The following is a 22066-nucleotide window of genomic DNA, read 5'->3' on the forward strand; positions in this document are numbered from 1 at the left end:
AGCATCCCAAGGAGGTACTCATGAGTAAACGTATCGTCGACCTTAGCCTGCTGATCGAAGACAACATGCCGGCGCACAAGCTGTTTCAGCGGCCTGTGATCACCACTCATATGTCTCACGAATCGGCGAAGGCCTTCAATCTCGGCGTGCCGGGCGATGCGATGACGTTCCAGACCAACTTCATCGCCATGCTCGATCACGTCGGCACGCACGTCGATGCGTTCCGTCACGTCAACCCGAATGGCAAGGCAGTGGACGAGATGCCGCTCGAGCTATTCATGGGCAAGGCGGTTGCGTTCGACCTGCGTCACATCGGTGACCTCGAGGACATCACCGCCGAGCACATGGCGGAAGCCGAGAAGAAGTCGGGCGTGAAGGTGGATGGTCACATCGTGCTGCTGTGCACCGGCTTCCACAAGCGCAACTACCCGAACCTCGAGTCGGTGTTCAAGAACCCGCAGCTCACCGTCGAAGCCACCAAGTGGCTGCACGAGCGCGGCTCGAAGATGCACGGCGTCGAAGGCCCCTCGACTGACCGTCCGTCGGACAACATCTTCTCCCAGCATCGTCTGTGCCGCGATCTCGGCATCAGCCACTGGGAATGGCTCGTCAATCTCGAGGAACTGCTCGGCGCGGGCGAAGTGCAGTTCTTCGGCGTGCCGCTGAAGTTCAAGGGCGGCTCCGGCTCGCCGGTACGCGCGTTCGCCATCGTCGGCTGATGCAAACCAGCCGGGGCGGCGGGCCGCAGGGCGCCGCTACCCCGGCTGTAATTTTTCGGGCTGCGATTGCAGCCAACCTGTTGGGCGAGCGTTGCCGGAGGTGAAGTGATGTCGGCTGAATTCGATACTCTGTCCGCCGTTGAGCTGAAGCGTCTCATTGCCCGCAAGGATCTCTCTCCGGTCGAAGTCACGCGGCGCGCGCTCGAAGCAGCGGAAGCGACGCAGTCGGCCCTCAATCCCTTCAGCACGCTGATGCCGGAAGCCGCGCTCAAGGCGGCGACCGCGGCGGAGGACGCGGTGATGCGCGGCCAGCCGCTCGGCTTTCTTCATGGCATTCCCGTCAGCGTCAAGGATCTCATCGCCGTTGGCGGGGTTACCTACGCCTCCGGCTCTAAAGCGATGGCGAATAACATCGCTGCGGCGGATGCGCCAGCGGTCGAACGCTTGCGACAGGCCGGCGCGATTATCATCGGCAAGACCACCACGAGTGAGTTTGGCTGCAAGCCGGTCGGCGACAATCTGCTGACCGGCATCACCCGCAATCCGTGGAATCCCGACAAGACGCCGGGCGGCTCCAGCGCTGGGGCGGCGGCCTCGATTGCGGCAGGCGTGACGCCGTTCGGCATCGGCACCGATGGCGGCGGCTCGATCCGCATTCCGTGCAGCTTCTCCGGTCTCGCCGGCATCAAGGGCCATTTCGGCCGCGTGCCGGTGTGGCCGGTTTCGGCAACGCCGACGCTCGCGCATGTCGGGCCGATGGCGCGCTCGATGCAGGACGCGGCGCTTTTGTTCTCCGCCATTGCCGGTTACGACGCGCGCGATCCGTTCAGCGTCGCGGGTCCGGTGCCGGATGTGCTCGGCGCGGCGCAGGCGAGCGTGAAGGGCATGCGCATCGCCTACAGCCCGACCTTCGGTTACGCCAAGCCGACGCCCGAGGTTCTCGAAGTGATCGAGCGCGCGGTGCGGACGCTGGAAGATCTCGGCTGCGAGGTCGAACAGGTCGACAAGCTGTTCGCGAAGGACCCGATGGATCTGTGGACCGCGGAGTTCTACGCCGGCGTCGGCATCAAGCTGCGGGACTTTGTCGAGAACAAGCGCGACATGCTCGATCCCGCCGTCGCCGATGTGCTGGAAGGCGCGCTGTCGCAAGACATGCGCAGCTATTACACCAAGGTGTTCGAGCGCTATGCGTTCCGCGACGAGGTCCGCACGCTGTTCGAGACCTACGATGCGGTGGTGTCCCCGGTGCTGCCGGTGAGTTCGCTCGATGTCGGCGTGAACATTCCGCCGCATCTGTCCGACCGCAACCTGGTGTCGTGGGTGTACTACACCTATCCGTTCAACCTCACCGGCCAACCGGCGGGCTCGGTCTGCGCCGGCATCGCGGCGGACGGCATGCCGGTCGGCCTGCACATCGTCGGCCGCGCGCTCGGCGAATATGACGTCGTGCGCCTCGGTGCGGCCTATGAGCGCTCGCAGCCGTTGAACTACAACCGCTGCCCGGCATTACGGGGTGCCGCATAAGGCTTCGCTTTCGGTTCTCGCCGGAAGCGTCGTGCTCCGAGACATTATTAATGTGACGTGCTGCCTTTATATTATTGCGCGTTGCCTCCACCGAAGGCGGCGCGCGGGGTGCATGCGGCGGAATGTCGTCCTGACCAACGTCTATTTACCGTTGTCCTTGACCGCCTCCTGCGCGTGACCTAAGACTCTGACAGCGAGACATATCGAGCCGCAATGCCCCGTGTGGGCTACGTTCGCCGTCAAAATCCGGCGAGGCGCTGTTCGATACGGGTTTGCTGATCTCCTGACATGTCGTCGATGGACGTGGTGCGCGAACGCGCACGACGCATCGTGACCTTATGAATCATCACCGGCCTGGCGCTTGAATGCGCGAGCGCCGGATAAGGAGTCTGTTGCCCGGTGCCTTCGATCTTGATGCCCCTTTGTTGCGTCGTGCGCGGTGATCTCTCGCAGGGAGCGCGTGGTCCGCGCCCGGTGCGCGTATGAGCGAGCCTGTTGCCGCCGATGTCGAATGGGATGCGGGCGATCTCGGCTGCGGCCCGCTGCTGCTCGAGCTGCGCAATCGTCTGCGCACCATGCCGGGGCAGGTGTTCAAGCTGATCTCCGTCGATCCGGGTTCGCCGGAAGATCTGCCGGTCTGGTGCCGGCTCAGCCGCAACGAACTGCTGCACCACGACCCCGCAACCAAAAGCTTCTGGATTCGCTCGCGTCTCGATTGGGAGTGACGCGGATCCGATGAAGACCTGATTCCTATCCGAGAAAACGCCAATCCAAAGGGAGACCCAAATGGCCGGAAATTTCGTCGTCAGCCTGACCCACGCCAAGAACGATACCGACAAGGCGACCGTCGCCTTCGTCATCGCCAATGCGGCGATCGCGTCCGAGAAGAAGGTCGTGGTGTTCCTTTCGATCGAAGGCACACGGCTGTCGCAGAAGGGTTATGCCGACGACATTCATGAAGAAGGCTTTGCGCCGCTCAAGGACCTGATGAAGAGCTTCGCCGAGGCCGGCGGCCAGATGTTCGTCTGCTCACCCTGCTTCAAGAAGCGCGGGCTCGACGAGAACAACCTCGTGCCCGGCGCGGTGATCGTTGGCGGCGCGAAGCTCGTCGAATTCCTCGGCGATGGCTGCCCCAGCGTCAGCTACTAAACATCGGCGCGAGCGTCCGCATCGTGCGGGCGCTCGCGATGCTCATAAACGGACGACACAAGATGTTTCGATATCGCGGACTGATCGCACTCTTCGTGCTGGCGACGCTAGGTTACATCGCGGTGAGCTTCGCCGCGTTCCGGATGCCGGAGACGATCGCGGATGCGGAGAACTGCGGCTTTCTGCCCGGCGAATTCGTCGCGGCAGGCCAGCTTACCTATGAGCGCACGCAGGCGTGGTGGGTCAGTTTCCAGCGTAAGGATGAAATCTGGATCGCGTTCTCGCTCGGCCTTGCCGCGGCGTTCGTCGGCTTCGCGCTGTCGATCGGACGGCGCGCCGGTGGCGGCGTCGCAACCGGGGCTGCGATGGGCGGCGGCGTGCTCGCGCTGTCGGCGCTGTGCGTAAGCTGCCTCGCGCCGGTGCTGTCGGTCGTTGGACTTGGCCTCGCTGGATCGCTGCTCGCGGGTCTGCCGAAATGGCTGATCGCACTCAACACGCTGATGCTGACCGGGTGGGGCGCGCTCTATCTCACGCGGCGCGGCCGCGCATGCCCGATGCCGCGTTCCGAAACCCTGATGTCATCGCACTCGAAAACAGCCGGAGCGGAGGTCGCTATGCTTCCCAAAACCTTCATGGTTGGCGCGGCCATCGTCGCCGCCACATTGCTGATACCGCAAGACGCGACGGCGACCGATTACGCAACCGTGCTGCAGCCGGCGAAGCCCGGTCTGCCGCTCGCGCATCCGATCGCAACCACCGACATCGCGCCGCCGCCGTTCTCGGAGATCGCGGATCGGCCGGTGAAGCCCGCTTATGTACCGGGTCTGCCCGGTCTGCCGCAGGGCCGCGCGGTGAAAGATGATTTCGGTGTGCCGCGGCCGCCGAAGTTCGACGGCGTGGTGATCCGCAAGAGCCGTGTCGAGAACGGCGAGGTGGTGATACCGGCCGGCGGGCTGTTCTATCTGGAAGACACCTGGGGCGGCGAAGTGGCGCTGCGCGGCGAGCCGATGCCGGTGCTCGGCCGGATGCCGACCTATGTCGATTACGACATGAGCATCGTCGTCAAGGAGAACGTGACGATCCCGGCCGGCAAGAGCGCGGTCGTCGGCGGCACGGTCTATCAGTATTACGCGACGGTGGGCCACGAGAAGCTCGCCAATCACGCGCTGCATGTGAAGACCATCGCCGGCACCGATTGGGAATGGGCATTCGGCTCGCCGGTGCTGTCGATGTCGGAGCCCGGCTGGTGGGGAACACGCTTCAACCAGCTCTACAATCAGGGGCAGGCCCGCGACGTCACGCCGCAGAAGATCGTGTTCGATTGGATCTCCGGCGTGCGGATGGATCGCCTGCTGCTGGCCGACAATAAGGTATTCGCAGGCCTTGCCGGCGCAGGCGACGAATGGAAGTCAGGCAATCGCACCATTCGCGTCGCGGCGATCGATGCCACCGCCGGCACCGTGCAGATCGAAGTCGTCGAGGACGGCAAGGTCGCGCTGACCCGCACGCTCGGCCCGGTGAAGAACGAACTGCTGATCGAGGATCACGATGCGCGCAGGGCGCTGGTGTTCGAGCATGGCGACATTGCGGGCTTCCTCTCGCCGTGGCCGGAGCCGTTCAAGGACGGCAAGGCCAACCTGAAGATTTACGACAAGGCTTTCAGCCTCAACTATGGGCAGGACTACGCGCCCGACGCGCGCTTTGCGGTGTATCCGGTCGGCTGCCCGACCGGGCACAATTTCGGGTTCATGCTGGTCAACAAGGATGAGATCCGCCTGAAGCCCGGTGCGGCGTTCAACGGGCCGGAAGGCTATTTCAAGATCGCGCTCGATCGGCTCAACGGCGACAAAGTCGCGGCGTGGCATGTCGAGGATCGCGAAGGCAATCGCTCGGTCAATCTCGGCGGTGCGGATGTCGCCAATGTCGATCTCGTGCTCGGGCAGGGCCGTGTCGCCGGACAGGCGATCCTGAAGGATGTCGGCCGCGCCATGCTGGCGCGCACCTATCAGTCGCTCGCCGAGGCGAGCGGGCAGGCGGCTGCTGCGAACACCGGCACGCAACCGGCCCCGCATGAGGCCGCGCAGCCTGCCGTCACCGCCGGGTTCTCGCCCGGTCTGCTGGCGGGGATCGGCATCCTGTTTCTCGGCTGTGCGGGCGTCGGCTACGAGGTCGGCCGCCGCCGGCGCGCATGAGCGATTTCAAAATTCGAGGTCAAAAATTCAAACATGGGGGAGACGATATGATGGATAAGAGCAGACGGACGTTCATCGTCACGACGGCGGGCCTTGCGGCGACGACGCTGTTCACGCCGGCGATCGCGCAGGGCAAGAAGAAGCTGCATTTCGGCGTCGGCCCGCTGCTGCCGAATGCCGAGGACACCAAGAAGGCTTACACGCCGGTGTTCGCTCATCTGGCGAAGGAACTCGGCGTCGATTTCGATCTGGTCGCGACCACCGACTGGGCGGGCATGGCGGTGGCGATGGGCTCCAACCAGCTCGACATCGCGTGGATGGGGCCGTGGGGCTATATCATCGCCAATGCCCAGACCGGCTGTCAGGCGGTCGCGACCGTGAAGTACGACGGCAAGCCGGTCTATCACGGCATCATCATTGCGCGGCCGGACCTGCAGGTCTCGAAATTCCCCGATGATACCAAAGGCAAGACGATTTCCTTCGCGGATGTCGGATCGACCACGGGGTGGCTGATCCCGAGCTATTACGCCAAGGAGGTCTGGAAGATCGACCCAAAAACCTACTGGAAGTATACCGACGGCGCGACGCACGGCGCCAACGAGATCGCGGTGAGTTCGGGACAGGTCGATATGGCGACCGATTTCGACCGTAACCGCAACGCGATGATCGCCAGCGGCAAGATCAAGGAAGATTCGAACAAGATCATCTGGACCTCCGCGCCGTTGCCGAACGACGCCATTGCGTTGCCCAAGAGCGCGCCGAAGGAGCTTGGCGCGCAGGTGCAGAAGATTCTGACCGCGATCACCGACGAGCAGGCCAAGACGCTGCTGCCGCCGCGTTACACCGGCTTCGTCGCCGCCAACCATTCCTCTTACGAGATGATCGAGAAGGCGGGTATCGCACTCGGCAAGATCAAGCCCAAGGCCTGACAAGGCATGGGCATGTTTGAAGGACGGGTCGCGGCTCTGCCGCGGCCCGTCGTGATCTGAGGTCGTTGCCATGACGATGAGCAAGGCCGAACGCGCGCTCGACGATCTCGATGCCATGCGTCGCGGCTCGACCGGCACGCGGGTGCGGTTCTGGGCGATGGTGGCGATTATCGCGGGCTTCTACGCGGTGTCGTGGAATCTCGCCGGGATCGATCTTGCAAAGCTGTCGACCGGGTTGCCGCGCCTCGGCCACTGGCTCATGTCGGCATGGCCGCCGAAGCTCGATGAATTGCCGCTGTTCGCGTATCGCACCGCCGAGACCGTGGCGATGGCGGCGATCGGAACCACGGTCGCCGCGATCCTCGCGATCCCGATGGCAGTGTTGGCGAGCCGCAACATCACGCCGTGGCCGAGCCTCTATTATCCGGCGCGCTGGTTTCTCAACGTGCTGCGCGGCATCGACTCGTTCGTGTTCGCGCTTCTGTTCGTGGCCGCGGTCGGGCTCGGGCCGTTCGCGGGCGTGCTCGGCATCGCGCTCCACACCTGGGGCAGCGCCGCGAAATTCTTTGCCGACCACATCGAGAACGTCAACATCGGCCCGCTCGAAGCCGTGCGCACCACGGGTGCCGGGCGCATCACCACCATCGCCTATGCGCTGGTGCCGGATGTGCTGCCGGTAATGCTCTCGACCACGCTGTTCTGGTGGGAGTTCAATGTCCGCGCCTCGACCGTGCTTGGCGTGGTCGGCGCCGGCGGCATCGGGCAGGAGCTGAAGAACAGCATGGACCTGCTCGATTTCCCGCGGCTGTTCACGATCATTGCCGTGATTCTTGTGGTCGTCACCGCGCTCGATCAGTTGTCGGGCTGGTTGCGCAAGCGGCTGGTGTAGTCATGACCGGTCATCTGCATGTGGTCGAAAAGAATCTATCGCCCGGCGCGACGCAAGCGCAGCAGGGAGCCTGCCGGCTGCGCGTCGAGACGCTGGCGAAAACGTTTGCCGGCCATGCCGCCATCGAGGACGTGAGCTTCGATGTGCATGACGGCGAGTTCGTGGCCGTGCTCGGCCCGAGCGGCGCGGGCAAGACCACGCTGTTCCGCTGCATGACCGGGTTGCTTGCGCCGGATAATGGTGGTGTGTGGATCGACCGCGAGGACATCGCCACCCTGCGCGACCGCTCCCGCCGCCGTCTGGCCGTGGTGTTTCAGCAGTTCAATCTGGTGAGCCGCCTCAGCGCGCTCGACAATGTGCTGGCGGGTCGGCTTGGCTATGTGCCGGCCTGGCGCGGTGCGTTGCGGTGCTTTACCCGCGCGGATCGCCTGCTTGCGCTCGAATGCCTCGACCGTGTCGGGCTGCTGGCGCAGGCTGGGCAGCGCGCCGATACGCTCTCGGGCGGCCAGCAGCAGCGTGTCGCGATTGCGCGGGCACTGGCGCAGCAGCCGAGCCTGATCGTCGCCGACGAGCCGGTGGCGAGCCTCGATCCGAATGCCGGTGCCGGCGTTCTGGAACTGCTGCGCGGTATTGCCCGGACGGATGGCGTCGGCATCGTCTGCAGCCTGCATCAGGTGCATTTTGCGCGCGCCTATGCAGATCGTATTATCGGCCTGTCGCACGGACGCATCGTCATCGATGGACCAAGCAGCGAATTCGACCAGGCAGCGCTCGAACGGCTATACGGCCATCGGGACAGCGCCGAGCCCGAGAGTGTCGAACCAACGACGTGAGAAAGCCATGACCGATACTGCTTCGCAAGCCCACCCTCATCCCGCCGACGTCTCCTTTGACGGCGGCGATCTCGATTGCGGCAACGGCCTGCTGCTTTTGATCCGCAAGCACATCGACCCGATGGCGCGCGGTCAGCTTCTGGAGATTCTCTCGACCGAGATTTCGGTGGATGAGGATCTGCCCGCGTGGTGCCGGCTCACCTCGAACGATCTGGTGTCGTTCACCAAGACCGGCAAGCAGCGCTCGTTCCTGATCTGCAAGGGCAAGTTCGACGAGCGCGGCAAGGCCGAGGAAAAGCCGGCGGCGAAAGTGTCCGCGCCCGCAGCGGCGCCTGCACCGGCGGCCGCGCCGGTGCGCAGGCCCGCGCCCGCGATTCCGCCGCTCGCCGTCACCGGCATCGGAAGCTGGCCGCGGCCGCGCTGGATGGTCGATGCGATGCACGCCTATGTCGAAGGCCGGCTCGATGAAGCCGCGTTTCATCAGACCGCCGACGACGCCGTGCGTCTTGCCGCGGCGGCGCAGGAGCGCGCCGGTGTCGATATCGTCACCGATGGCGAGCAGCGCCGCGACAGCTATGCGAGCTTTGTCGCCACCCGGCTCGACAATTGCCAGCTGATCCCGCTGACCGACCTTCTGCCGCTGGTCGATGATCCGGAGGAATTCGAGCGCGAACTGCGCGCGCTTGACGTACCTGCCGCGGACGTTCGTCATCCGGCGATCTTCGGCCGTATCAGCCGCAGCCGCCCGCTCGCGCTGCACGAGTTCGATTTTCTCAGTACCGTCACCGACAAGCCGATCAAGGTCGCATTGCCGGGGCCGTACCTGCTGACGCGGACGATGTGGATGGAGTGTCTGCAGGAGCGGGCCTATCAGTCGCGCGAGGAGCTTGCGGAAGACATCGTCACGGCGTTGCGCGCGGAGTTGGCTGACCTCATCGATGCTGGCGTCGCGCTGGTGCAGTTCGACGAGCCGGTGCTGTCGGAAGTTGTGTTCAGCGGCCCGAAGAGCCGGCCGAGCTTCATGTGCGGTGCGCTGTCGGAAACGCGCAGCCCCGAGCATGAGCTGGGCTTCGCCCGCGATCTGATGAATGCCGTGGTCAGCGGCGCACCGCGTGCGCGCACCGCGGTTCATGTTTGTCGCGGCAACTGGACGCCGGATGAATCGGTGGCGCTGGCCGGGAGCTACGCGCCGCTTCTCAACACGCTCGGCGCGATGAAGGTCGGCGCCTATCTTCTGGAGATGTGCACCCCGCGCGCGGGCGAGATGGAGCTGTTGCGGGCGCTGCCTGCCGAGGCGCGCATCGGCGTCGGCGTCGTCAACCAGAAATGCGCCCATGTGGAAGGCTGCGAGGATGTCGAGGCGCGCATCCGGCACGCGATCGACCTGTTCGGTGCCGAGCGCGTGCTGCTGCATCCCGATTGCGGCTTCGCGACTTTCGCCGACAATCCGATCTGCGCTGCGGTCCCGGCCGAGACCAAGCTCGCGCGGATCGCGGAAGCCGCACGGCACGTGCGCGGCGGCTGAGCGGCGACGGGCCATCGCCGCCAAGCGGTATATCGTTGACGCTGCTCTGCCGTGGAACCATTTGACCGTCTGCAGATTTTCTCCTGCCGGGGTGCAGTCCTGCACCGTCGGGGCGGGCTGTCATGACGTGCGTCGGGCGGCCGTGCTAGAGCGTTTTCAAGCGAAGTGGGAACCGGTTCGCGTGAAGAAAGCGCGTCAAAATAGGAAGCTGGAGTCTTTTCATCGTTTTCATGAAACGATGAAAAGACTCTAGGATGCGTCATCGCTCCGCGGCTCTGTGGACATTTCTTTGATTATGGCAGGAGGTATTTATGCGCAGGTTGCTGACGGTTCTCGCGGCGCTGGCCACGCTTAGTCTGACCAATTGCGGTTACAACGCGATCCAGCAGAACGACGAGCAGGTGACCTCGAGCTGGTCGGAGGTGGTGAACCAGTATCAGCGCCGCGCTGATCTCGTGCCCAACCTCGTGAACTCGGTGAAGGGCTTTGCGCAGCAGGAGAAGGACGTGCTGCTCGGCGTCACCAACGCGCGCGCGCGGGTCGGTAGCGTGCAGGCGGGGCCGGAGGTCGTCAACGATCCGGCGGCGATGCAGAAATTCCAGGCGGCGCAGGGTGAACTGTCGAGCGCGCTGTCGCGGCTTCTGGTCGTCACCGAGAATTATCCGCAGCTCAAGTCGGACCAGTTGTTTCGCGATCTGATGGCGCAGCTCGAAGGCACCGAGAACCGCATCGCGGTCGCGCGCAACCGCTACATCAAGGCGGTGCAGGACTATAACGTCAACATCCGCACCTTCCCAAACAATCTGACCGCCATGGCGTTCGGCTACAAGACCAAGGCGAACTTCACCGTGGAGAACGAAGGTGCGATCTCGACCGCGCCGAAGGTCGATTTCAACGCGCCAGCACCTGCATCGCCTGCACCCGCACCTGCTCCGTCGCCAGCGCCCGCACCGGCGCCAGCCAAGTGATGAGGTGCGCGTAAGGTGAGCGCCGGGGCGCGCCGATGAGGATCGTGCGGAAGCTCGTAGTTGCCGTCCTGCTGTGCTGGGCGGGCGTTGCGGTGGCGCAGCTTGCGGTGCCGCAACTCACCGCACGCGTCACCGACCAGACCGGCACGCTCAGCACGGCGGATATCGCGAGCCTCGACGAGACGCTCGCGGCGTTCGAGGCGCGCAAGGGCAGCCAGATCGCCGTCCTGATGGTGCCGACCACGCAGCCCGAGGACATCGCGCAATATTCCATCCGCGTCGTCGAGCAGTGGAAGCTCGGGCGCAAGGGCGTCGATGACGGCGTGTTGCTGTTGATCGCCAAGGATGACCGCCGCCTGCGCATCGAGGTCGGCTACGGCCTCGAAGGCGCGCTGCCCGATGCGACCGCCAATCGCATCATCGATGAAATCATCGTGCCGAAATTCAAGCAGGGCGATTTCGCCGGTGGCGTGAAGGCCGGCGTTGACCGCATCATCAAGGTGATCGATGGCGAGCCGCTGCCGGAGCCTGCGCGCCGCACCGAGACGCAGGGCGGCTGGAGCGGCGAGGACTTCCCGGTCCTTCTTATCCTCGCGGTGATCGTCGGCGGTATCTTGCGCGGCGCCGTCGGGCGGCTGCCGGGCGCATTGATCACCGGTGTGGGCGTTGCGTTTGTCGCCTGGTGGATCGGCGTGACGTTATTGATGGCGGGATTTTTCGGCGTGCTGACATTCGTGTTCACGCTGATCGGTGATGTCGTGCCGATGTCCGGTGGCGGTGGCCCGCGCGGCGGCTCGGGCTGGGGCGGCGGTTTCGGTGGTGGCTCCGGTGGCGGGTTCAGCGGCGGAGGCGGTGGCTTCGGCGGCGGCGGCGCGTCGGGGCGGTGGTGAGGCAGGCCGGGTAGCAAAATGGCAGTCAGCATCAAGCGAATGAGCCGGCATCTTCTCGCGAACCGGGCGCGTGTGCGCAAGGCGTTTCCGGGCGAGGCGCTGGCGCGCATCGAGGCGGCGATCAAGGCGAGCGAAGCGCATCATGGCGGGCAGTTGCGTGTCGTCGTCGAAGGCGCGCTCGATGGCCGGCCGCTGATCGCCGGGCAATCGGCGCGCGCGCGGGCGCTCGATCTGTTCGCGCAATTGCGGGTCTGGGACACCGAGCAGAATTCCGGCGTGCTGATCTATCTGCTGCTCGCCGACCGCGATGTCGAGATCGTCGCCGACCGCGGCATCGATGCGAAAGTCGGAACCGAGCGCTGGCGCAGCGTCTGCGCGGTGATGGAGACCGAGTTCCGCAACGGTCACTTTGAGGAAGGCGTGCTGGCCGGGCTCCAATGCATCACCGCGGAGCTCGCCGCGCATTTTCCGCCGCGCGAACCGCGCCGCAACGAACTGCCCGATCCGCCGGTGGTTCTTTAAAGCCTCACGCGCGGGAAAATATCCACACCCGATGCCCGCGCGGGACGCAATGTCTTGGCCGCGACGCCGTGCTCGACTAGCCTTCAGCAAAAGTATCTTCGGGCAGGGTGTTCATGCGTCGCCTCATTCTTCCGTCGTTCGCGCTTCTGGCGCTGGCCGCGATTGCGCCCGCGCATGCGATCGAACTCACCGGGCCGCAGGCCGATCTCTACAGCTCGGTGTCGATCAACCCGCCCTCCAAGAGCGAAATGACGGTGTGTTACGGCTTCGTCTGCCGCCGCCGCGCGACGCTTGCGTTCTCGGATGGCGATCGCCGCGCGCTTGCGCAGATCATGGCGGCGGGCAAGGCCAACGCTGCTGCCGAGCGCGCCGCAATCCAGAAGGCGGTGATCTGGTTCGATCGCCGCGTCGGTCCGATGATCGGCACCACGAAACGCATCGCCAAGGCCGACATCCGCGCCGGGTCGGACGCCACCAATTTCGATTGCTTCGACACCACACGCGACACCACGAGCCTCCTGCTGGTGCTGCGCGAGTGGAATCTCCTCAAGTTCCACGGCGTCGGCAATCCGCGCTACCGCGGCAATCCGTTTGCCTTCCAGACCCCGCACAACACTGCGGTGATCGTCGATCGTGCCACCAGCACGGAATGGGTCGTCGATATGTGGCCGAAGAATTATGCCGAGGCACCGGACGTCATGCCGGTCGCGCGCTGGCTCAAAGAAGACTGACGTCTTCAGAGGCTGATTCGATTCGTCGTCTCCGCTAACGGGCCCGGCTTCAAGCCCAGATTTCCGCATTCCCGGGAATGACGAGGGCGGAGTTTGCTGACGCCCCCGTATGGTTAACCTTCCGTTAGCAAATTGCATCGCATCCTTTTCGGAAGGGAGAGAGCCATGTCTTTGAGCCGCGTATCCTTCGACGATGATGCCTGTCCGGTGGGGGATGATCTGCTGGGCAACCTGTATCGCACCAGCGAGCACGGCCTCGCTCAACTCGTGGAAAGCGTGTCTGGTGACGTGCGGGCGATGCTGGCGCTGTTCTGCTATCGCCGCGCCCATCTGCATTCGATGAGCCTCGCGATCGCTGCCACCTGCAGCGAGCAGGATCTGAGAGAGCAGGGCGGGGTGGTCGGCACCACGCTCTATGCGCTGTCACGCGAGGCGCCGCAGCCGGAGCGGGAGACGCAGTCCGGCCGCCGCTCGATCACGCTGTCGACCAAGCCGCTGCGGACGCTTCCGCCGCTGGCCGATGACGAAGTCGATCCGATCAGCGCCTAAGGCGGGATACGAGGTGGGCGGGCGTTAGTGCCGCGGAAGGCGCGGCGATGCCGTCTTTACCTCTCCCCGTGGGGAGAGGTCGGATTGCGAAGCAATCCGGGTGAGGGGGTTCAGATTCTAAATTTGATATCTAGAACCCCTCACCCCAACCCTCTCCCCAACGGGGAGAGTTCGATTATAAATTGTCAGATTTTGATATGTAGTTTCAATATCTTGTGCAGATGTAAGATTCAAAGATTCGCTTGAGGCTGCATATAGGTAGCAATAAAGCCGTTTTTGTAAGCGAGATGGCCCATCACCCTTTGCGTACTTAAAATCTCGATTCAAGAAAGCACGAAACTACGAATCTGGGAGCAGACGTTCGAATCCGTTCACGCGCCCCCTTCAGAATAAAACTACGAACTCATTTGTGATTGAAATATCGCTAAAAATTCAACGCCTGGAAGTGTTCTCTTCAGGCTAGGCGGAGATGGCGGAGAGAGTGTCCTTTATGGGAAGGATTTACTCGTCCGGCTTAGGTCGCCGTTTGGCTAACTGTCCACTTTACAGTGATCACAGTTCGCCTCTGTTCGACCGATTTTGTCGGAAAGCCGCCCGAACTGGCGAAGTCCAGCAATAATTGGGCGTTCGTGCGCACAGCGCGGATCTTCCGACGGTTGCGAATGATGTCGTGGTCCTGACTGAGTGCATCGATCCGGTCATCGTCCATGGACGCGTTGATCGGCAGATCGAAGCGGCTAAAGACGCGCTCAAACGCAGGCCATTTGGCGTCGACCACACGGGCGGAAAAGCCTGCATAAAAGATCCACCGGCTCATCTCCGCGAGGATACGATCGTCAGGTTTCGCGGCGATAGCCGAAGGTGGAAATGCGGGGGTGGCGGCCAAGGCGGTCTCCAGTGACGACGATCCACCTTTTCGGCTCGCGGCCTCCGCGATGATATCTGGGAATTTGCGGATCAATCAAACCTCGCCAGCGTTACAGTTGAAATTAGCAGTGCTCGCGACCTGTTGGGCATGGGTTTCTGACTTACATTCCGGGATTACAAGGCGAAAGAGATGATCGGAAGGCGAAACAGCAAGGCAATCCAATGATTGATGATCTCGATCTGGAGGAACTACGGCGTGTTCGGCGGACTTCCTATTACTTCCGTTACCCGTTGCATCGCGATGACTTTCACGAGCTGAAGGTCCGCGAGACGCTTCAAGGTCATTACACGGCAAAGCCCCTTTACGGGCGTCTGACGCGGAGCGGTCGTGTGGATCGCTCCGCTGGGTACAATGGAGACATCGCTGCTCTCTATGTTCCGATCGAGGCCCGCAAGGTCGACGACGCTCGTTTGCTTGTTACGCACATGGGTTCGGCGGATGTTGCCTTATTTTCCGGCCAAAGAAATTGGCCCGCGATCCGAGCGGCGGCGGAACACGAAATTATCGATGCGATTGATGGCAGAGGACGAGACCAGCAGCCTAAGATTCATATTCAAAAGAGGAGCGAATGAGATGGCGAGGAAATTCAAGGTCGGCGATCATGTGCGCTGGAATTCCGAAGCCGGCCACGTCACCGGAAAGATCGTCAAAGTTTACACGCGTGAATTTGACTACAAGGGGCACACGCATCGCGCCTCGGAGGATGATCCTCAATACGAGATCAAGAGCGACAAAACAGACCACGTCGCCGCTCACAAGGGCAGTGCGCTAAGCCATGTGTGAAGGCGACGCATGACGCTGCCTTTTTTCACCGTCGGGCATTCCAACCGAAGCCTTGAGGAGTTCGTCGATCTGCTAAGGGAGCCGCAGGTCCAGTGCGTCGTGGACGTCAGGAAGATGCCAATGTCAAGGGCCAATCCGCAATTCAACATGGAAACGCTTCCCGGCGCCCTGGCCGAATTTCAGATCTCCTACGAACATATTGCCGCGCTTGGCGGCTATCGCGGCAAAGCCGCGGGTCTTTCTTCGGATGTCAATGGCTTTTGGGAGAACAGGAGCTTCCGTAACTACGCCGACTACGCCTTGTCGGAGACGTTCCACGAGGGACTCGAACGCTTGATCGAGGAAGGGCGGAAGCGGTGTAGCGCGGTTATGTGTTCGGAAGCCGTCTGGTGGCGCTGTCACCGTCGTCTGATAGCCGACAATCTGATCGCACGCGGCGAGATGGTATTTCACATCATGGGGAACAATCGGATCGAAGCCGCGCGCCTGACATCCGGTGCTGTCGTCCGCCCTGACAAGACGATCATTTACCCCGAGGCGAACGAGTCCGCGTCGTGAGCCGCGAATCTGCATCCTTGTCGTCGAATATGAGCCTCTTACAGCCCAGCCGGACGTGCCGAAGCACTCGCCAGCCGGTTTCATTATTCCCCACAGGTGAAGTGTCCGGATTTTGGTCGTGACACGGGTTTTCTACCGGTGGGACATCACGAATGTGGGATGTCCAAACGTACTGGTCAGATGATCTTGCTCATCTGAAACCGATCCTCAATATTATTTTGAGACTGCGGGGCGTTCGAAGGAGGATTTGAGATGCAAAAGAGCGTTCTAGTTCTCGCCACATCTGCATTGATTCTGGCCGGTGCGGCCACAGCGGCAATTGCCCAGTCAGGGGGTGGTGGTTCGATGATGCAGCGTCCGAGTCAGGAGCCAACGCAACAGCAAGGCTCGGTTCAGGGAGGCATGATGGGCCCCGGTATGATGAGCCCTAGCATGATGGGGCAACGGGGAATGGCAGGTGATATGTCAGCGCCGATGGGTGCGATGGGTCGCCCAGTCATGGTGCGCATCATGTTCATTCTGATGGATAGTAATGGTGACGGGACCGTCTCACTGCAGGAGTTTCAGGCGGCCCACGAGCGCATCTTCAAGGCAATGGACTCCGACAAGGATGGCCGCCTCACCTTTGACGAGATGCAGTCCTTCATGCAGGGTGCCGAAGAATCCACGCCGCAGCAGTAGTGTGGTGAAGCGTCGCCTCGTGGGGCGGTACGACTTTCAGAATCCGCTGCGAGATGCGGGCTTCTGGCGAGACTAGGCGGTGCGGTGCAGACCGTGCATATCATGCACAAGAGTGCCTAGTTTCCAGATTGAGCGAATTAAGCCCGGTGTACGATCTGCTTCCGCGCTCGCCCGGTTATCTCTTGACCCTAGTGTGGTGGTTCAGAAGTCCGCTTCATTTTCTCTGCAAAGCCCCTCAAGCGAACTTCTGAACCACCACACTAGAATCATAGATTTGCTAGTGTCCTTTCGAGTCTGAAGTTCGTTACTGAGGACGTCGCATGATGTGGCGAACTTCGGATTCGAGACACTAGATAATCTTCCCAAAAATCGCGCCGATTACCGTGGTCGTTGCCATCGCAAGTGCTCCCCAGATGGTCACGCGGATGGTGGGCTTGAGCGCGCTGGCGCCGCCGGCGCGAGCTCCGAGAAGCCCGAGCACAGCAAGAAACGCCAACGAGCCGGCCGCGACCGTCGGCAAGAGCCAATTCAGGGGTGCAATCATCACAAGCGCGAGCGGGGCTGCTGCGCCGATCGAAAATGTAGCTGCCGATGCGAGAGCGGCTTGGGTCGGCCGTGCGGTGCTAATCTCTGAAATTCCAAGCTCATCTCTAGCATGAATGCCCAACGCATCCTTGAGCATGAGCTGCCGAGCTACGTCCCGCGCGAGCCCTGCCTCGAGGCCACGCGCCATATAGATCTGAGCGAGCTCCTCGAGCTCGAATTCTGGTTGCTCGCGCAGTTCGCGGCGCTCTTTTGCGAGATCGGCCCGCTCCGTGTCAGATTGAGAGCTGACAGAGACGTATTCGCCGGCCGCCATCGACATGGCACCAGCGACGAGGGCGGCCACTCCCGAGAGCAGGACATCTTCCTTCGATGCAGCTGCGGTCGCCACTCCGAGAATGAGGCTAGCCGTCGAGATAATGCCATCGTTGGCCCCGAGCACCGCCGCCCTGAGCCAGCCAATGCGCTGGACCAAATGGGTTTCCGGATGACTATGCAAGCGGCTCATCTTCGGACACCTTGAAGCTAGTTGAAAAACGCCGGCCAAGAGAGTGTGGATCATCGACCGGTTTGACGAGGCTGGCAGCCCAGGTTCCTTCGTTTTCAACTATTTGATTTCTGACAAATCTCTGACGCATGATCGAGATAGCATATAGCATACGATGTATCAGCGATTGCCATTGGCAGCAGTTCCTTTCCATACCGAGACAGCCAAGATATCGGGCCTCGCCGGTGGATTTGCTTGAGATTTGTCACATGCGCCCACGGTCGGGCAGGTTAGCGTAGGACGAACCATCGTATCCCCATTGCTCCATGGGGACGTAAGCTTATCCGGTAAGCAGTCTGGAGGTCGAATGTCACTTTTCAAATTCGGTCCTGAATAATGCACCGCCAAGCAGCATAGTTCGATGCAGCTTATTTTTCGTTCCATCCTGAGCGGCGCGTTGGTTGCGGCGACTGTCGTAACCGCGCTAGCAACTTTGGCATCGGCCACCGAGCAGGAATTGATGCTCAACCCGGAGCAGATCCATAGCCTTGGGATCCGTACTGCGCATCCGGTGCCGAGCCCGACCGACCAGACCGTGCCGTTCTCGGCGGCAATCGTTATCCCGACGCCGCACCTCTGGGTCGTCAGTACGCCGATTGCCGGTATGGTGACGAGCCTCGCAGCGGCGCGCGGTGAGCAGGTGCTGCGCGGGCAGCCGCTGGTGACGATGGAAAGCCCGGCCTTCGTGTCGCTGCAGCGCGACTATCTCCACGCATTGGCGCAGGATGCGCTGCAGAACCTGCAGCTCCGCCGCAACAGGGAACTGCTCGCCGGACGCGCCGTGCCGCAGCGCGTTGTCGAGGCGAGCGAGACCGAGGCTCGGCAGGCCGACATCGCGCTCACCGAGCGGCGGCAGATGCTGCGGCTGAGTGGCATGTCTGAGGCCGCCCTGGCGCGCCTCACCGACGAGGCGGCGATCAGCCCGAGTTTGACCGTTGTCGCCCCCGAATCCGGTACCATCGTCGATTTCACAATTTCGCCCGGCGTACGGCTCGAGCAGTCCTCGCCGCTGCTGAAGATCGCACGGTTGTCACCGCTGTGGGTCGAGATTGCTGTGCCGGCGACCACCGTGGGTGCTGTGAAGGTCGGTGCACGGGTGGACGTCGAAGGTTACGACACCCCCGGCAAGGTCGTGCTGGTGTCGGCGACCACCGACCCCGCAACCCAAACCGTGTTGGTTCGGGCTGAGATCGCCAACGACGGGACGCTGCGTCCCGGCCAAGCCGCGTCGGCGCGGATCGGCTACGCGTCACAAGCGGAGTCTGCCTGGCAGATTCCGGCGGGTGCCATGGCGCGCCGCGGTGAGACCGCGTCAGTGTTTGTCGCCACCGAAGCCGGCTTTCGCATCGTCCCGGTCAAGGTGATCGCCGAGGACCAGGATCACCTCCACGTCTTCGGCGCGCTGACTAGCGAGGATGCCTTGGCGGTCAGCGGCCTCTCTGCCCTACGCGGCATGCTGCTCGGGCTCGGGAGCGGCGAGTGATGCTCGAACGCCTGGTCGCGTTCTCATTGTCGCAGCGCGTCCTCGTCATCCTCGGCGTCCTCCTGTTGCTCGGCATCGGCAGCATGGTCCTGCCGAGCCTGCCGATCGACGCCTTTCCGGACGTGTCGCCGGTCCAGGTCAAGGTCATCATGAAGGCGCCCGGGCTGACGCCGGAGGAGGTCGAACAGCGTATCACCGTTCCGATCGAGCTCGAGCTGCTCGGTATTCCCAGCAAGAAGATCCTGCGCTCGACCACCAAATACGCCCTTGCTGACGTCACGATCGATTTCGAGGACGGTACCGATATCTACTGGGCCCGCAACCAGGTGGCCGAGCGGCTCGCTGGCATCTCGCGCGATCTGCCCGATGGCGTGGCTGGCGGGCTCGCGCCGATCACGAGCCCGCTCGGCGAGATGTTCATGTTTACCATCGATAGTCCGGATCTCTCGCTCGCCGAGCGCCGTTCGCTGCTCGACTGGGTAATCCGGCCAGCGCTACGCACCATCCCTGGGGTCGCTGACGTCAATGCGCTCGGCGGCTATGTCCGCGCCTTCGAGATCGTACCCGATTCGGCGGCTCTGGCGGCGCGCGGCATCGGCCGCGACGCATTCCGCCGCGCCATTGAAGAGAACAGTCGCAACGACGGCGCAGGGCGTGTCAGCCAAGGCGAGGATAGCGCCCTGGTGCGCATCGAAGGCAGCATTCGAAATCTTGAGGACATTCGCGCGATTGTGATTGACGTCCACGAGGGCACGCCGATCCGTGTCGGTGACGTTGCCACCGTACAGATCGGGGCGCTGACGCGCTACGGTGCAGTGACCGCGCATGGCCGCGGCGAGACCGTCGAAGGGCTGGTGTTGGGGGTGCGCGGCGCCAATGCCTCGCAACTCGTGCGCGACATCCGCCTGCGGTTTGACGAACTCAAGCCGTCGCTGCCGAAGGGCGTGTCGATCGACGTATTCTACGACCGCAGTAGGCTTGTCGATCGAGCGGTCGGGACCGTGGTCCGGGCGCTTGGGGAGGCCACGGCCCTGGTCGTCGTACTGCTGTTGCTGTTTCTCGGCGACTGGCGGGCGTCGCTTGTTGTCGCGCTCAGTTTACCGCTCGCAATCATCTCGGCTCTAATCGTGATGCGGCTATCCGGCATGTCTGCCAATCTGATGAGTCTCGGTGGACTCGCCATCGCGATAGGCATGCTCATCGATGCCTTCGTAGTGGTAGTGGAGAATATCGTGGCCAATCTCGGTGACCGCGGTTGTGAAACCGACTCGACCCTCCCTGTGATCTTTCGTGCCGTGTCCGAGGTGCTCCAACCGGTCTCTTCCGGCGTACTGATCATCATACTGGTATTCGTGCCGCTGCTCACGCTCCAAGGGCTCGAAGGTAAGCTATTCATCCCGGTGGCTCTGGCGATCATCTTCGCTCTCGGGGCCTCGCTGCTGCTAGCGCTCACCATTGTGCCGGTCGCGACCTCGTTCCTGCTGCGTCCAGGTACGCACAGCGAGCCATGGCTGATACGCGTCGCCTTGCGCCTCTATGCCCCGGTGCTGTCCTGGTCGCTCGCCAACGGCAGTAAGATCGTGACCGCCGCGCTCGTGGCCTTGGTCGCAGCCGGTGTTCTGTTCACCCAGGTTGGCAAGACCTTCATGCCGACCATGGACGAGGGCGACATTATCATCAGCGTCGAGACGGTTCCCTCGATCAATCTCGAGGAGTCAAACGCGATGAACCGCCGCATCCAGTCAGCGATTTTAGCGGAAGTCCCGGACGTTGCCGGCATCATCGCTCGCACCGGCTCCGATGAGCTTGGGCTCGATCCAATGGGACTTAATCAGACCGACACGTTCCTGGTGCTCAAGCCGGCCGAGCAGCACCAGAACGCCGACAAGGAGAGTTTACTGGCTCAGCTCCGCCGAACTTTGGCACGTTTTCCTGGTATTTCGTTCAGCTTTACGCAGCCGATCGATATGCGGGTCCAGGAAATGATCAGCGGCGTGCGCGGCGATGTTGCAGTCAAGATCTTCGGCCCTGACATCGATCGACTCAACGAGTTCGCCGCTAAAATCGCTGCGACCCTATCTGGGATTGACGGAGCGAAGGACGTCTTCACCGCGCCGAACGAGGGTGCGCAGTATTATACGGTGGTGATCGATCGGCTGGAAGTCGGACGTCTCGGCCTCTCCGGCGATGCGATCGCCTCGGCGTTGCGCACGCAGATCGAGGGTCGCACGATCGGCATCGCGCTCGAGAACGGACGGCGTACGCCGATCCTGATCCGTGGCAACGAGCAAACCCGCAACGCCCCCGTGCTGCTCGATAGCTTGCCGCTGACGCTCGCTTCCGGCAAGCATGTGGCACTGTCGCAGGTGGCGCAGATCCGCCGCATTGATGGTCCGGTGAAAATCGATCGTGAGAACGGTGCACGTATGTCGGTGGTGCGCGCAAACGTCCGCGGCCGCGACATGGTGGGTTTCGTTGAAGAGGCGCAGCGTAAGGTCGCTGCTGAGATAAACCTGCCAAGAAGCTACCGCGTTACCTGGGGCGGCCAGTTTGAGAACCAGCAGCGCGCCGCAGCGCGGCTTGCGATTGTCGTACCGGTGGCGCTCGGACTGATTTTCGTCCTGCTGTTCACTACCTTTGGCTCAGTTCGCCATGCGGTGCTTGTCTTTGCCAATATTCCGTTTGCATTGATTGGCGGCGTGGTTGCGCTGGTAATCACCCGCGAATATCTCTCGGTGCCAGCCTCGGTCGGCTTCATCGCGCTGCTTGGTATCGCCGTGCTCAATGGCGTGGTGTTGGTATCGTACTTCAACCAGCTGCGCGCCCGTGGCGTACCGGAGGCGCGCATTGTCGTTGAGGGCGCGCTGCGCCGATTGCGTCCGGTGCTGATGACGGCGAGCATTACAGCATTCGGGCTAATTCCGCTGCTGTTCGCGACCGGCCCGGGTTCGGAAATCCAGCGGCCGCTCGCCATCGTCGTTATTGGCGGCCTCGTCTCGTCCACTGCGCTTACACTGATCTTGCTACCGATTCTCTACCGCCGGTTCGGTGCCCCTCGACGTAAGGCGACCGCATGATCAACGCGTAGGTCATGTACATCGTGTCATGTTCGGTAACGCCCTA

Annotated in this window: 22 protein-coding genes; 20 read left to right on the forward strand and 2 right to left on the reverse strand. The window is 62.6% G+C overall.

The annotated features are described in order from the left end of the window. Nucleotides 1-20 precede the first annotated feature (20 nt). The 14 genes from OCA5_RS03335 (at nucleotide 21) to OCA5_RS03400 (ending at nucleotide 13420) form a co-directional block, all read left to right on the forward strand. Nucleotides 21-719, forward strand: a complete 699-nt coding sequence (locus OCA5_RS03335; protein WP_012564597.1) for a cyclase family protein — start codon at nucleotides 21-23, stop codon at nucleotides 717-719. A gap of 108 nt (nucleotides 720-827) precedes the next feature. Then, complete coding sequence (locus tag OCA5_RS03340) at nucleotides 828-2243, forward strand: amidase (protein ID WP_012564596.1); 1416 nt, start codon at nucleotides 828-830, stop codon at nucleotides 2241-2243. A 482-nt stretch (nucleotides 2244-2725) separates the two neighbouring features. Further along, the gene (locus tag OCA5_RS03345; RefSeq protein ID WP_012564595.1) at nucleotides 2726-2968 is read left to right on the forward strand and encodes a sulfurtransferase TusA family protein; all 243 of its coding nucleotides are present in this window, start codon (nucleotides 2726-2728) and stop codon (nucleotides 2966-2968) included. A gap of 61 nt (nucleotides 2969-3029) precedes the next feature. Then, a complete protein-coding gene (locus OCA5_RS03350; RefSeq protein ID WP_009340205.1) occupies nucleotides 3030-3392 on the forward strand; it encodes a DsrE family protein in 363 nt (120 codons plus the stop codon). A gap of 62 nt (nucleotides 3393-3454) precedes the next feature. Further along, nucleotides 3455-5584, forward strand: a complete 2130-nt coding sequence (locus tag OCA5_RS03355; protein ID WP_012564594.1) for a hypothetical protein — start codon at nucleotides 3455-3457, stop codon at nucleotides 5582-5584. Nucleotides 5585-5631: 47 nt separating this feature from the next. Continuing rightward, nucleotides 5632-6513, forward strand: a complete 882-nt coding sequence (locus tag OCA5_RS03360) for a phosphate/phosphite/phosphonate ABC transporter substrate-binding protein (RefSeq protein ID WP_013912837.1) — start codon at nucleotides 5632-5634, stop codon at nucleotides 6511-6513. Nucleotides 6514-6583: 70 nt separating this feature from the next. Beyond that, the gene (phnE, locus tag OCA5_RS03365) at nucleotides 6584-7402 is read left to right on the forward strand and encodes a phosphonate ABC transporter, permease protein PhnE (protein ID WP_012564592.1); all 819 of its coding nucleotides are present in this window, start codon (nucleotides 6584-6586) and stop codon (nucleotides 7400-7402) included. A gap of 2 nt (nucleotides 7403-7404) precedes the next feature. Then, nucleotides 7405-8235 carry a phosphonate ABC transporter ATP-binding protein gene (phnC, locus tag OCA5_RS03370; protein ID WP_012564591.1) on the forward strand — a complete coding sequence of 277 codons (831 nt, stop codon included), beginning with the start codon at nucleotides 7405-7407 and terminating at the stop codon, nucleotides 8233-8235. A gap of 7 nt (nucleotides 8236-8242) precedes the next feature. Next, nucleotides 8243-9760, forward strand: coding sequence for a 5-methyltetrahydropteroyltriglutamate--homocysteine methyltransferase (locus tag OCA5_RS03375; protein WP_012564590.1), 1518 nt, complete (start codon nucleotides 8243-8245; stop codon nucleotides 9758-9760). 311 nt (nucleotides 9761-10071) lie between these two features. Then, nucleotides 10072-10728 (forward strand): LemA family protein, encoded by a 657-nt coding sequence (locus OCA5_RS03380; RefSeq protein ID WP_012564589.1) that lies wholly within the window; start codon nucleotides 10072-10074, stop codon nucleotides 10726-10728. A gap of 35 nt (nucleotides 10729-10763) precedes the next feature. Beyond that, a complete protein-coding gene (locus OCA5_RS03385) occupies nucleotides 10764-11618 on the forward strand; it encodes a TPM domain-containing protein (RefSeq protein ID WP_012564588.1) in 855 nt (284 codons plus the stop codon). A gap of 18 nt (nucleotides 11619-11636) precedes the next feature. Beyond that, nucleotides 11637-12140 carry a TPM domain-containing protein gene (locus tag OCA5_RS03390; protein WP_012564587.1) on the forward strand — a complete coding sequence of 168 codons (504 nt, stop codon included), beginning with the start codon at nucleotides 11637-11639 and terminating at the stop codon, nucleotides 12138-12140. 113 nt (nucleotides 12141-12253) lie between these two features. Then, on the forward strand, nucleotides 12254-12871 hold the full coding sequence (locus OCA5_RS03395) for a hypothetical protein (protein ID WP_012564586.1): 618 nt from the start codon (nucleotides 12254-12256) through the stop codon (nucleotides 12869-12871). A 165-nt stretch (nucleotides 12872-13036) separates the two neighbouring features. Beyond that, nucleotides 13037-13420, forward strand: a complete 384-nt coding sequence (locus tag OCA5_RS03400; RefSeq protein ID WP_012564585.1) for a hypothetical protein — start codon at nucleotides 13037-13039, stop codon at nucleotides 13418-13420. A 514-nt stretch (nucleotides 13421-13934) separates the two neighbouring features. Here the strand turns inward: OCA5_RS03400 and OCA5_RS03405 are convergent. Beyond that, the gene (locus OCA5_RS03405; RefSeq protein WP_012564584.1) at nucleotides 13935-14381 is read right to left on the reverse strand and encodes a DNA-3-methyladenine glycosylase I; all 447 of its coding nucleotides are present in this window, start codon (nucleotides 14379-14381) and stop codon (nucleotides 13935-13937) included. Between the two features lie 128 nt (nucleotides 14382-14509). Here OCA5_RS03405 and OCA5_RS19370 point away from each other — a divergent pair, with 128 nt between their 5' ends. The 4 genes from OCA5_RS19370 to OCA5_RS03425 all read left to right on the forward strand — a co-directional run bounded on the left by OCA5_RS19370 (nucleotide 14510) and on the right by OCA5_RS03425 (nucleotide 16370). Beyond that, nucleotides 14510-14920: a hypothetical protein gene (locus OCA5_RS19370; protein WP_193372366.1), complete on the forward strand. Its 411-nt coding sequence runs from the start codon at nucleotides 14510-14512 to the stop codon at nucleotides 14918-14920. A gap of 1 nt (nucleotide 14921) precedes the next feature. After that, nucleotides 14922-15131: a hypervirulence associated TUDOR domain-containing protein gene (locus tag OCA5_RS03415; protein WP_012564582.1), complete on the forward strand. Its 210-nt coding sequence runs from the start codon at nucleotides 14922-14924 to the stop codon at nucleotides 15129-15131. 9 nt (nucleotides 15132-15140) lie between these two features. After that, the gene (locus OCA5_RS03420) at nucleotides 15141-15689 is read left to right on the forward strand and encodes a DUF488 domain-containing protein (RefSeq protein ID WP_012564581.1); all 549 of its coding nucleotides are present in this window, start codon (nucleotides 15141-15143) and stop codon (nucleotides 15687-15689) included. Between the two features lie 252 nt (nucleotides 15690-15941). Next, on the forward strand, nucleotides 15942-16370 hold the full coding sequence (locus tag OCA5_RS03425; protein WP_013912838.1) for an EF-hand domain-containing protein: 429 nt from the start codon (nucleotides 15942-15944) through the stop codon (nucleotides 16368-16370). A 349-nt stretch (nucleotides 16371-16719) separates the two neighbouring features. On the opposite strand, the gene OCA5_RS03430 is transcribed toward OCA5_RS03425, so the two are convergent. Continuing rightward, entirely contained in the window at nucleotides 16720-17421 is a 702-nt protein-coding gene (locus OCA5_RS03430; protein ID WP_013912839.1) for a VIT1/CCC1 transporter family protein, read from the reverse strand. A 400-nt stretch (nucleotides 17422-17821) separates the two neighbouring features. Here OCA5_RS03430 and OCA5_RS03435 point away from each other — a divergent pair, with 400 nt between their 5' ends. Beyond that, a complete protein-coding gene (locus tag OCA5_RS03435) occupies nucleotides 17822-18943 on the forward strand; it encodes an efflux RND transporter periplasmic adaptor subunit (RefSeq protein ID WP_012564578.1) in 1122 nt (373 codons plus the stop codon). Then, on the forward strand, nucleotides 18943-22020 hold the full coding sequence (locus OCA5_RS03440; RefSeq protein WP_012564577.1) for an efflux RND transporter permease subunit: 3078 nt from the start codon (nucleotides 18943-18945) through the stop codon (nucleotides 22018-22020). The genes OCA5_RS03435 and OCA5_RS03440 overlap by 1 nt, the downstream gene beginning before the upstream one ends. Nucleotides 22021-22066: the final 46 nt, after the last annotated feature.

The organism is Afipia carboxidovorans OM5 (assembly GCF_000218565.1).
Lineage (GTDB): Bacteria > Pseudomonadota > Alphaproteobacteria > Rhizobiales > Xanthobacteraceae > Afipia > Afipia carboxidovorans.